General features: G+C 70.0%; 10 protein-coding genes. 4 read left to right on the top strand and 6 right to left on the bottom strand.

Features of this window, described 5'->3' with window-relative positions:
- Positions 1 to 12 precede the first annotated feature (12 nt).
- On the bottom strand, positions 13 to 612 hold the full coding sequence (locus ABH933_RS01580) for a TetR/AcrR family transcriptional regulator (RefSeq protein WP_429415649.1): 600 nt from the start codon (positions 610 to 612) through the stop codon (positions 13 to 15).
- Positions 613 to 669: 57 nt separating this feature from the next.
- Here ABH933_RS01580 and ABH933_RS01575 point away from each other — a divergent pair, with 57 nt between their 5' ends.
- Positions 670 to 1692, top strand: a complete 1023-nt coding sequence (locus ABH933_RS01575) for a hypothetical protein (protein ID WP_429414257.1) — start codon at positions 670 to 672, stop codon at positions 1690 to 1692.
- Positions 1693 to 1835: 143 nt separating this feature from the next.
- Here the strand turns inward: ABH933_RS01575 and ABH933_RS01570 are convergent, their stop codons facing one another.
- From ABH933_RS01570 to ABH933_RS01560, 3 genes are all read right to left on the bottom strand, one after another.
- Complete coding sequence (locus tag ABH933_RS01570; protein ID WP_215918790.1) at positions 1836 to 2678, bottom strand: SAM-dependent methyltransferase; 843 nt, start codon at positions 2676 to 2678, stop codon at positions 1836 to 1838.
- A 233-nt stretch (positions 2679 to 2911) separates the two neighbouring features.
- Positions 2912 to 4534 carry a prenyltransferase/squalene oxidase repeat-containing protein gene (locus ABH933_RS01565; protein ID WP_429414255.1) on the bottom strand — a complete coding sequence of 541 codons (1623 nt, stop codon included), beginning with the start codon at positions 4532 to 4534 and terminating at the stop codon, positions 2912 to 2914.
- Between the two features lie 259 nt (positions 4535 to 4793).
- A complete protein-coding gene (locus ABH933_RS01560; RefSeq protein ID WP_429414252.1) occupies positions 4794 to 5642 on the bottom strand; it encodes a helix-turn-helix transcriptional regulator in 849 nt (282 codons plus the stop codon).
- 139 nt (positions 5643 to 5781) lie between these two features.
- Between ABH933_RS01560 and ABH933_RS01555 the strand changes: the two genes are divergently transcribed.
- Positions 5782 to 6717, top strand: coding sequence for an SDR family NAD(P)-dependent oxidoreductase (locus ABH933_RS01555; RefSeq protein ID WP_429414249.1), 936 nt, complete (start codon positions 5782 to 5784; stop codon positions 6715 to 6717).
- Positions 6718 to 6724: 7 nt separating this feature from the next.
- Here the strand turns inward: ABH933_RS01555 and ABH933_RS01550 are convergent, their stop codons facing one another.
- Positions 6725 to 7690, bottom strand: coding sequence for an Lrp/AsnC family transcriptional regulator (locus ABH933_RS01550; RefSeq protein WP_429414247.1), 966 nt, complete (start codon positions 7688 to 7690; stop codon positions 6725 to 6727).
- A 131-nt stretch (positions 7691 to 7821) separates the two neighbouring features.
- Between ABH933_RS01550 and ABH933_RS01545 the strand changes: the two genes are divergently transcribed.
- A complete protein-coding gene (locus ABH933_RS01545) occupies positions 7822 to 9300 on the top strand; it encodes an FAD-dependent monooxygenase (protein ID WP_429414245.1) in 1479 nt (492 codons plus the stop codon).
- A gap of 46 nt (positions 9301 to 9346) precedes the next feature.
- Here ABH933_RS01545 and ABH933_RS01540 read toward each other — a convergent pair whose 3' ends face one another.
- Positions 9347 to 10798, bottom strand: coding sequence for an amidase (locus ABH933_RS01540; RefSeq protein ID WP_429414242.1), 1452 nt, complete (start codon positions 10796 to 10798; stop codon positions 9347 to 9349).
- Between the two features lie 127 nt (positions 10799 to 10925).
- Here ABH933_RS01540 and ABH933_RS01535 point away from each other — a divergent pair, with 127 nt between their 5' ends.
- Positions 10926 to 11630, top strand: coding sequence for a flavodoxin family protein (locus tag ABH933_RS01535; protein WP_429414239.1), 705 nt, complete (start codon positions 10926 to 10928; stop codon positions 11628 to 11630).
- The last annotated feature ends 2 nt before the right edge of the window (positions 11631 to 11632 follow it).

The following is an 11632-nucleotide window of genomic DNA, read 5'->3' as shown; positions in this document are numbered from 1 at the left end:
GCGGGTGTTGCGTTATTCGGCGGCGGCGAGCGCCGGTTCGAGCGGGGCGAGCGCGGCACGGAGCAACTCGGGCAGCGAACCGGTGAGGACGACGAAGCCGCCGGGCGCCGACGTCTGGGTCACCCACCGCTCGAGCGCGACACGGATCGCCGCCGCGACGGAGGCTGCCAGCACTCGTGCGGTGAGGTCGCACGCGTCCGTTCCGCCATTCGGATCCGCGGCCACATTCGCATCGATTCCGCGCAGCCGACTCCCGATCGCCGCCGCCAGCGGGTGTTCGATCGCGGCCGTCGTCCCGAGAAACGCCTCGCGCAGTGCGGGATTCGTCGTGATCAGCACGAGCGCCTCGCGACCGCGCTCGCCCGGATCGGTGTACTGCTCCACGATCGCCTCGACGACGGCAGCGGCCAGCGGCAGCTCGTCGCGGGCGGCGACCGCGGCGGCGACCCGCGCCTCCCTTTCCGCGGTGACGGCCGCGACGATCGCCTGCTCGCGGCTGGCGAAGTAGTTGTTGTAGGTGCGCGGCGAGACGCCGGCCGCCGCGGCGATGTCGTCCACGCGCACCTGGTCCGGCCCGCGTTCCAGCGCCAGCCGCAGGGCCGCCTCCCGCAGGGCCTCGCGGGTGGCCTGCTTCTTTCGCTCGCGCAGTCCGGGATGCGTGGCAAGGGAATGACGTACGACACCGGCTTCATCGGCCGGGGCAGCACCTCGCGGGAGGAGTTCGATCCCGCGGTCGTCCGGCGGGAGCTGGAGATCATCCGCGACGACCTGCACTGCACGGCCGTCCAGATCACCGGCGGCGATCCGGAGCGGCTGGATCTGGCCGCCCGCTACGCCGCCGAGCTCGGGCTGGAGATCTGGTACTCGCCGTACCCGCTCGAGCGGACGAGGGAAGAGATGCTGTCGCTGTTCGCCGACTGCGCGGAACGCGCCGAGCGGCTTCGTGATTCGGGCGCCGAGGTCGTCTTCGTCGCCGGAGTCGAACTGACCCTGATGAATCCCGGCTTCCTGCCCGGCGACGACCCCATGGACCGCGTCGACCGGCTGTTCGCCGATCCGGGCGACCGTCCCGCGCTCCTGGCCGCGGTCAGCGCCCGCCTCGACGAATTCCTCGCCGAGGCGGTCACGCTGATCCGCGCCCGATTCGGCGGCCGAATCACCTACGCCGCCATACCTTTCGAACGGATCGACTGGTCCCGCTTCGATATCGTCTCGATCGAGCTGATCCGGTCCGCCGAGGTAGCCGGCCAGTTCCGGGACGGCGTGCGCACCCTCGTCGCGCAGGGTAAACCGCTGGCGATCACCGGCTTCGGCACGGCCACCTGGCGCGGCGCGCCCGACTCCGCGCCCCGCAGCATGGAGATCGTCGAATACGACGAGGCCACCGGCGCCCCGATTCGCCTGGACGGCACCTACATCCGGGACGAGGAGGGGCAGGCGGGCTATCTCAGCGAGCTACTGGAGATCTTCGATTCCGAGGGCGTCGACAGCACCTTCGTCTTCCTCTTCGCCCTGTACAGCCACCCCCACCGGCCCGACGGCGACCCCCGCGACGACCTCGACCTGGCGGGCCTGGGCATCGTGAAGGTCCTCGAGGGCCGCCACGGCGACACCTACCCCGATATGCCCTGGGAACCCAAGGCGGCCTTCACCGCCGTTGCCGAGCACTACCGCGAACGGGCCCGGCACTAGCGCGGACCTGGCCCGGGCAGCAACGAACCCGGTTCGGCCGCGCCACCGAACCGGTTCTCGCGCAGCGGGTCTCCGGCGCCCTATACCGCAGCACCCCGAGGCCCTGGCAGGGCTCGGGGTGCTGCTTCGCGTGGGGGAGGCGATCAGGGCTTGCGGCCCATGCCCGCCCAGATCCAGGCGTTCCCGGTGTCGGGACCGTCCTCGTACAGCGGCTTTTCGGCGAGCTCCGGGTGCCACCTCTCGAGGGTGACGATGCCCGGCTCGACGAGTTCCGTTCCGGCGAAAAGCTTTTCGGTCTCGGCGCGGGTGCGGGGGTTCATCGGGATTCCCGCTCGCTCGCAGGCCTGTACCGCCCGCTCGGTCGCGGCGGGATTGAACTCCGCAGTGGGATGACTGATCGTCAGGCTGCTGCCCGAGGGCATCGCCTTCAGCAGTCGTGCGATGATGCCCTGCGGATCCTGCGCATCGCGGAAGTACATCATGATCATGGTCAGCGTCAGGGCGATCGGGCGATCCATGTCCAGAACCTCGTGCAGCACCGGATTGTTCAGGATCGACTCCGGGTCGTACAGATCGGCGTGGATGAATGCGGTCCTGCCCTCGTCGGTGCTACCCATCAGCGCACGGGCGTGCGCGAGCACCAGCGGATCCTTGTCCACGTAGACGACGCGCGCGGCCGGATTCACCTCCTGGGCCACCTCGTGCGTATTGCGGGCGGTCGGCAGGCCGGTACCGATGTCGAGGAATTGCGTGATGCCCAGTTCGCTGATCGCATAGCGCACCGCGCGACCGAGGAAGGCGCGATTGTGGCGCACCATCGTGCGAATATCCGGGACGTGGGTGGCGATCTCGTCGCCCAGGACTCGGTCGGCCTGGTAGTTGTCCACACCCCCGAGCCAGTAATCGTAGAAGCGCGCCTCGTGTGCCTTGGTGGTGTCGATAGTGGTCGGCAGCCCCGAACCGATCCGGCTGCTGCTATCGGACATGCTGTTCCTCTTTCCGCGGGTCGTCGCGCAGGATCTGCCGATCTCACCACATCGAACTGAAATCCTCGCGTGACGAATCGCCGGAGTGCACGACGCCAGGATATTCCCGGTTCGCCCCTCTCTATGCGGGGAATCCAGTCCGATCGACACCGCGGTCGAGATCGCTGCGCGACAACGAGTTCGATCCGGTGATCGGTGTGTTCTACTAATACCGTAGTCGTCGGCCGAGACTCTCAAATCGCCCGCTCCCCCGACGCGGGATCATCGGGCGCGCCCAGGCGGCGGGTCAGATGGCCCAGCGCCAGCAGCGTGAAGATGTCGGCCAGCACCGGGACGGTGAAGCGCAGTGGCCGCGGCCCGATCGAGTCGGAGATCGAACCGATGGTGCCGTCGTCCCGCTGGTGTTCGAGAAGGTAGGCCACCGCGCGTGCCGCGGGCGCCGGATCGTCCTGCCGGCACACGGCAACGAGCGCGTACGCGGTACTGATCGGATCGCTGGCCCGGCCATCCTGTTGTCCCCAGCCACCATCGCCGTGCTGCCCGTCGAGCACGAGGGTCATGATCCGATCGGTCATCGTCCGCAGCGAGGCGGGGCGATGGCCGGGATTGCGCGTCGCCGCGAGCAGAGCGCGGAACACGGTGTGGTGCCTGCTGCTGGACCAGTCCGGCGGGAAGGATCCGTCCGGGCTCTGCTGGCGCGCCAGGTATTCCAGCCCGGTGGTGATGGCCTCGGCGTGACGGTGCCAGTCCGGGGTGAGCGCGTCGACGGCGGCGGCCGTCATGCAGGCCTCGGACTCCGCGCCGGCGATATAGGTGGGGAATCCGCCGTCCGGGTTGCGGACCGCCAGCAGCGACCGCCTGCCGCGGGCGATCTGTTCACGGTATCGGCCGGCATCGAGGCCGTGCAGGAACTGCACCGCGACCGAGGTGTCGTCGACGTCGGTCTGCCAGGATAGGTCCGTGTAGGACCAGCCACCGCCGGGCTGCTGCCGGGACACCAGATTCGAGGCGACCGCGTCCAGGACGTGACGGGGCGCATGGGCAGCGGCCAAGGCCACGCCGGCGGTTGCGGTGCACCAGGTGTCGGTGTCGCTGACGAAGGGCATGCCGCCGTCCGCGCGCTGGTGTTCCATGACCTTCGCGACTCCGTCGGTCACAACGTCTTTCGTGCCGGGCAGGCGGTGCAGGGCGTGCAGCACCCACAGGAAGATCAGGACGTTGCTCTCCCAAACATGGCTCCCGTGTTGGGTTTCCAGCAGAATCCGGACGTCCTCGTCGCCGATCCGATCGGACTGCCCGGTGGCATCCGCGAGCACGATCTTCACGGCGGTGACCTGTGCGACGGCCCAGCAGTGCAGGCCCGCGAGGCTGAAACCAGCGGGGTCGAGCGGGCCGCCGGGAGGCAGGCCGTACAGCGCGAAGATCGCGTCGAACATGGCCTGTTTGCGCGCCCCGGTGAACTGGGGCGCCTGGACGAGGAACGCCTCGGCCAGTCCCCTGGGTGCGCCCTCGACCTCGGCGCGGGTGAGGGCCAGGTCGAGCAGGAGCCGATCCAGTGGATCCGCGGGCGTCTGGGCGCACAGGTAGTCGATGAGGCGGATGCGCCGCTCGGGCGCCAACCCGGTCCGTTCCAAGAGGTTCAGCGCCAGTATGGATTCCAGGATCCGGCTGTGGCAGGGGTCGCGAACCGCGCCGTCGGCGCCGATCCGGGCCGTCACCGCGGAACGGAGCCGTGCGGTTGCGGATTCGAGGGCGGAGGGGAAAAGTTCACGGGGCCAGCCCGCCTGGGCGGTACTGGGCGTAACAGGTCGCATGATGCTGTTCTTCTTCTGGTGATTCGGTGAAAGGTTCGCCACCACAATACTTTTCGGTGCGGACCAGACTGCCCGCAGCACGTCGATCGCGTACCGGTCCCGGAATTTCGGCGAGGAGCTCGTCCGTGCAGGCCGACGAGTCTCGATGCCGGGAACCGACATACGCTGGCGGACATACCTCAGCATCGTCCTCCCCCGGCGTCCCGCACGGTGCCGAAATAGCGATCTTGCATATGCGAGAACAGAATTTCGCCGGTCGCGTCCCGGCCTCCCACCGGCCACGGCCGCCGAGGAATCTCTGCTATTCGGTGAGGGTTTGGGTGCCGAGTACCGCCGCGATCGCGAGCCGGTCCGCATCCTCGCTCCCCGGTTCGGCCGTGTAGACCATGATGCGCAGATCGCTGCCCGCAACGATGAGAACGTCGCAGTCCAGGGTGATCGGCCCGACGTCGGGATGCGCGATGGTCTTGTGCAGCGAATGCTCCTGTTGCGGAGGCGGGACCGCGCCGGATTCCCACAGCTCGGTGAATTTCGGGCCGGCCGCGGTCAGCTCGACGACGAGGCGGCGCAGCCGGGAATCGTCCGGATATCTCGCGACGGTCATCCGCAGATCCGCCACCAGCGCGGATACGAACTCCGCCTGCTCGGCCGGGGTGCGCACCGTCCGGTTGCCGGCCCCGAAGAGATTGCGCCAGACGGCATTCCGTTCGATCCCGGTCCAGTGCGTGGTCTGGCCCATCAGGGCGTCGTACGGCGCGTTGGCGACGATCAGGTTCCATGCGGCGTCATACACGACGACCGGCGTGTACGCGAACCGATCCAGGAGGCGCTGCACGCTGGGCGTGATCCGGGTGGGCACCACGCCCGGTCCCGGCGGGACGCGTCCGGCCAGGCGGAACAGGTGCTCCCGTTCGGGGCCGGTGAGCCGCAGCGCACGCGCGAGCGATTCCACGACCTGCTCCGACGGCGTGGTCGCGCGTCCCTGCTCGAGCCTGGTCAGGTAGTCGACGGAAATCCCGGCGAGTTGAGCGAGTTCCTCGCGGCGCAGCCCCGCGGCGCGCCGACGACCGCCGACCGGGACCCCGGCCGCCGCCGGAGCGATGCGGTCGCGCCAGCCGCGCAGCGCGCTACCGAGCTCCAGCATGTCCATCGGTCCAGTATGCGACACTGCGACGGGGCCATCCTGGCCCTGCCTTTCCCAGGAAAGACGCACGACTGGCTGATCGCCGGGGCGCGCCGGACGCTCGATGCATGACCACAACCACCCGTCATCGAAACGGAGAGGGATCATGTCGACCATCGACCCGGGAACCATTCTGATCACCGGCCCGACCGGCGGTTTGGGGCGTGCCGCGACGCTGGCGATGGCCAATCGGCCCGCGGCGCAACGCCCCGACCTGATCCTCGTCGGGCGGCCCGGCGCCGCCCTCGCCGAGGTCGCCGACGCGGCGCGGGCCGCGGGTGCCGACGCGCACGCGGTCGGCTGCGATCTCGGGCGGCTGGCCGAGGTGCGGGCCGCGGCCGGGCAGGTCCGAGATCTGCTCGGCGCGAACACCGTTCGCCCGCTGCGCGGGCTGGTGGCCAACGCCGGGGTCTCGGTGCTGGATACCCGCACCGCCTCGGCGGACGGCTACGAGCTGACCTTCGCGGTGAACCACCTGGCCCACGCGCAGTTGATCGGCGATCTGGTCGACTCGTTGTCCGCCCCCGCGCGCATCGTCCTGCTGGGCTCGAACACCTATTACGAGAATCTCCCGCGCCGAATCCTGGGTGTTGCGGCCGCGGAGTGGCGGGACCCGATCGAGCTGGCACGGCCCGCGGCGGCCGGAGTGTCCCCCTCGATGCGGACCGGCGGCGTCGCCTACTCGAATTCCAAGCTGGCGATCCTCTACTACGCCCACGAGCTCCAACGGCATGTGCCACAGGGTGTTTCGGTGATCGTCTTCGAACCGGGCTTCATGCCGGGTACCGGCCTGGGGCGCGCGGCGAGCCCTGCACTGCAGCGTGCCGCCCGAGGGGTGGGGAGAATCCCCGGAGTGTCGGCGCCACGGACCTCCGGCCCGGCCCTGGCCTCCGTCGCCCTGGACGACCGCTGGTCGCACCTGCGCGACGGCGCGTTCGTGGTCATCGACAGGGAGCGTGACGTGCGGCCGTTCGCCGTCGACCGCGCGCGGGAGAGCAGGCTGTGGGACGCCACCGCCGAACTCCTGAAGGCGACCGAATAACCCGGCGCTACAACCGGTTCGCAGCCTGCTTGACGGTCTTGATCACCGGGGCGGTCTCGATGTGGGTGATGGCGGGCAGCGCGGCCACCCGGGTGGTCAGGTATCGGTACAGCTCGCGCTGGTTCGCGCACACGACGCTGGCGTAGAGGTTGGTCGGGCCGGTCGTGGCGGCGGCGAACGCGACCTCGGGGTGCTGGGCCAGCGCCGCACCGGCCCGCTCCAGGTGCGCGGGGGCGACCGAGAGCCACAGCAGCGTCCGGGTGCCGGTGCCGAAGAGACGCAGGTCGACATCGATGTCCTGGTACAGCACCCCGCGCTCGCGCAGCTCGGTCATCCGCCGCCGGACCGTCGTCGGCGACCAGCCGGTCACCGCGGCCAGCTGCTCGAGCTCGGTCCGTCCGTCGGCGCCCAGGGCGGCGAGCAGTTTCCGGTCGCCGTCGTCGAGGTGCACCGGTCCCGGTCGCAAACGCATCGGCGGCGGGCGCAGTCGCGCGATCTCCGCCTCGGTCAGCACGCCGAACTTGGCGATCAGGCTGTCCGCACCGCCGTAGAAGGCATGCAGCACCGAGTGCGCGGTGACACCCTCCACCCGCGAGGTGCGGGGAAGCTTCGCCAGCAGCAGCGCCTCGCTGTCCGCCGCGTTGTCGGCCCGGACCACGCACGTGATCTCGGTGCCGCCGGACGACAGGCTCACCCAGGAGGTGTCCGATCGCCGGGCGAGCGCCTCGGCGACCGGAAACGCCGCGGCGGGCGCGCAACGCACCCGCAGGAACCACCACATCGCACCCAATGCGATCGGGTCGACCGCCCAGAACACCCGCACCGCACCCATAGACCGCAGACGGGCGTACCGGCGGGCGATCGTCCGGTCCGACACACCGAGCACCTCCGCGATGGTGCTGAACGGGGCCCGCCCGTCGAGCTGCAGGGCGTGCAGCAGCCGGCGGTCGAGCTCGTCGAAGTCGGATTCCACCGAATCGACGGTACCCAATGTCGAATATCGACACCATCGTCGCGGATTCTGGCCCATGCGGTCCGCCCGGCGGAGTGTAGCTCCTGTCCCGATCGAGGCGATCGGGAAACGACACGATATGGGGAGAAATCATGGACACCGATGTGCTCATCGTCGGCGCGGGCCCGACCGGCCTGACGTTGGCCAACGAGCTGCTGGTCGCGGGCGTGCGGACCGTGCTGGTCGACAAGCTGTCGCGGCCGAGCGAATTGTCCAAAGCGGGGGGCGTGCAGTCCCGCACGCAGGAGAGCTTCGATCAGCGTGGCCTGCTGGAACCGCTGCTGGCCACCGGCGACTACCCGGACGGCACCGCCCACTTCGCGGGCATCCCGCTGCCCCTGACCCGGGAGCGGCATCGCCGGCCGTGGCGGTCCATACCGCAGGTGGCGATCGAGGCATTCCTCGGGGAACACCTTGCCGCACAGGGCATTCGGGTCTCGCGCGACTACGACCTGATCGACCTCGCCCAGGACGCGGACGGCGCCGCCGCGACGTTCGCGAACGGCGAGCGCGTGCGTGCCCGCTTCGTCGCCGCCGCCGACGGCGCCCACAGCACCGTGCGGTCGCTGCTGCGCGCCGAGTTCCCGGGGCGGCCGGGCACCGCGACCGTCGTCGCCGCGGACGTGCGGCTGGGCGGCGCGGAGACGGCGATGCACACCTGGGGCGAGGACGGCCATTGGTCCGCGACGTTCCCGCTGGGCACCGACGCGCAGGGCAGGCCGCTGCGGCGGCTGGTGCTGGGTGGGCCGAATCATTCACTGCCCCGGGAGATTCCGGTCACCGAGCAGGAGATCCGGGACGGCCTGAGTCGTCTCTTCGGGTCCCGCGTGCACCTGCTCGAGCTACGCTACGCCCGCCGCATCACCAATGCGGCGAGGCAGGCCGCGCAGTACCGGCACGGTCGGGTGTTCCTGGCCGGGGATGCCGCCCATATCCACCTTCCGATCGGCGCGCAGGGCATGAACACCGGGATCGGGGACGCGCTCAATCTCGGGTGGAAGCTCGGCGCCGCCGTCGCCGGCTGGGCACCAAAGGATCTACTGGACAGCTACCACGCCGAACGGCATCCGGTGGCGGCCGCCGTGTTGCGGAACGTCCAGGCGCAGAGCCTGCTGATGGACTGGGAGGGCACCCGCGACCCGGACGTGGCGGCCGCCAAGGACCTGTTCGCCTCGATGGCACAGCTGCGAGACGTGCAGTACCACCTCGACGACATGTTGTCCGGCATGGGAATTCGCTACCCGATACCCGGCGCGCAGAACCATCCGCTCGTCGGGCTGCCCGCACCGGACGCGCCGCTGGGCTCGGCCCGTGTGCACGAGCTGCTGCGGTCCGGCCGCGGTGTCCTGCTCGACCCGGCCGACCGGTTCGGTGCGATCGCCGATCCGTGGTCGGATCGGGTCGATCGCGCGGGTCGGGGGTCGGACGTCGAACCCATGCTCATCCGCCCCGACGGCTACGTGTGCTGGGCGGGCCCGCCGGAGGAACTGGAACCGGCACTGGGCCGCTGGTTCGGTACGCCGGTCGCCGTGAACGGCGTTGCGCGCCTGGATATTCCGGCTACTGCCTAAAGCACGTCGCGGCGATGCGCCAGAACATCGCGGGCGGCATCGCCTCCTATTCCGGCGCCACGAAGCCGCCGATCCGCTCCTCGAGCAGTTCGGCCAGCCGCAGGGGCGTGCGGTCCTCGAACATCGGACCGATGAGCTGCACCCCGACCGGCAGGCCCTCGGGGGACCGGCCCGCCGGAACGGCGGTGGCGGGCAGGCCGGGCATGGTCGCCGTGCCGGCCCAGACGAGCTGGTCGCCGAAGGGGTACTCGACACCGTCTATATCGATCCGGCGCGACCCCAAGTCGGGATTGGGGTCGTGCGGGAAGGCGGGCGTCGGCGTGATAGGGGCCACCACGACATCGAACTGCGCGAACAGTTCCCGCCAGCCCTGGCGGTGCAGTTCCCGGCGGCTGGTCGCCGCGATCCAGTCGCGCTGGCTGAACACCGCGCCGCGCATCCGCGCCGCGTCGAGGCTGCGGTCGTCCGGGGCGAATGTGGCTGCGTGGACCCGCATCTGCTCGTAGGCGGCCTCGGGAAAACCGGCGGCCAGGGTCGACAACAGCAGCTCCATGTAGAGCACCGCGGCGTCGACCGGATCGGGCAGCAGCGGACTGTGCCACTCGACGCGGGCTCCCACATCGGTGAGCGCGTCGGAGACCCGGTGGATCGCGTCCCGCACGGCCGAGCCGGTCGGTATGAGCGGATGATCCTCGAGGACCAGGACGCGGAAGTCACCGAGGCGCTCGTGCCGCGCGGGCGGCAGGGCCAGATCGAACGCGACGCCCAGCGTCAGCGGATCGGCTCCGGCCATCACATCCAGCAGCAGCGCGAGATCGCGGGCAGTGCGCGCCATCGGGCCGACGACCGCCAGGTCGCGATCGAACGGCAGCGCCGGCGTGGGCGGCGGGACATGACCGCGATTCGCGACGAGTCCCAACGTCGGCTTGTGGGCGTACACACCGCAGAAGTGCGCCGGATTGCGCAGCGAACCGCCGATATCGGAGCCGATGGACAGCGCGCCGAATCCGGCCGCCAGGGCCGCCGCCGAACCGCCGGAGGATCCGCCCGGCGTCCGGGTCGGGTCCCACGGATTGTTGGTGACACCGTAGATCTCGTTGGCGCTCTGCAGATCTCCCAGCATCGGCGGCACATTGGTCTTGCCGAGCACCACCGCGCCCGCGGCCTTCAGCCGCGCCACCGACAGCGCATCCTCGGTGGGCACATAGTCCGCGAACTGCGGCAGCCCCCACGTCGTCGGCAGCCCGGCGATGTTGTAGGACTCCTTGACCGTCACCGGAATACCCAGCAGCGGCCGGTCCTCCCCGCGGGCCCGCGCCGCATCGGCCTCGCGCGCCGCGGCCCGCGCCCGATCGAAGTCGGGCACGCAGATCGCGTTGATCGCCTTGTCGTCGCGCTCGATCCGGGCGATCGCCTCGTCGGTGAGTTCGGTCGAGGTCACCTCACCCGCACGCAGCGCGATCGCAAGCTCTTCGGCAGACCGCAAGCTCCACTCCATGGGAGCGACAGTATCGGCCGCGGGCGGGCCCGGCCACCGATTTGGTCGGCAGCCTGTCCCTCACCCGGGCAGGTAGGCCGTCGGCGGAGAGCTGTAACGCCACCCCACGCAGGCGCCACCGAATGACATGACGCAATACGACGACCTGCGTGCGCTGTTCATCAACTGCACCCTCAAGCGATCCCCGGAGCCCAGCAATACCCAGGGCCTGATCGATGCCAGTGCCGGGATTCTCCGCACACACGGCGTGGCGGTCGACCACATCCGGGCCGTGGACCACGACATCGCGCCGGGCGTGTGGCCCGATATGACCGAACACGGGTGGGCGAGCGACGAATGGCCGGTCCTGCAGGAGCGCGTCATGGCCGCCGACATCCTGGTGCTCGCCGGCCCGATTTGGTTGGGCGACAACAGTTCCGTTACCAAGCGCGTCATCGAGCGGCTGTACGGAAACTCGGGCATCCTGAACGACGCGGGCCAGTACGCCTACTACGGCCGGGTCGGCGGGTGCCTGATCACCGGCAACGAGGACGGGATCAAGCACTGCGCCATGAACGTGCTCTACAGCCTGCAGCACCTGGGCTACACCATCCCGCCGCAGGCCGACGCCGGCTGGATCGGCGAGGCCGGACCTGGTCCCTCCTACCTGGATCCGGGTTCGGGCGGTCCCGACAACGACTTCACCAACCGCAACACCACGTTCATGACCTGGAACCTGCTGCACCTGGCCCGGATGCTGAAGGACAACAACGGGATTCCCGCCCAGGGCAACCAGCGCTCGGCCTGGGACGCGGGGTGCAGGTTCGACTACCAGAACCCCGAATACCGCTGACC

Origin of the sequence: Nocardia sp. GP40 (genome assembly GCF_050434125.1) — a bacterium.
GTDB lineage: Bacteria > Actinomycetota > Actinomycetes > Mycobacteriales > Mycobacteriaceae > Nocardia > Nocardia albiluteola.
Note: the sequence above shows the minus strand (reverse complement) of the source record. Positions and strands in the feature narration are given on the sequence as shown.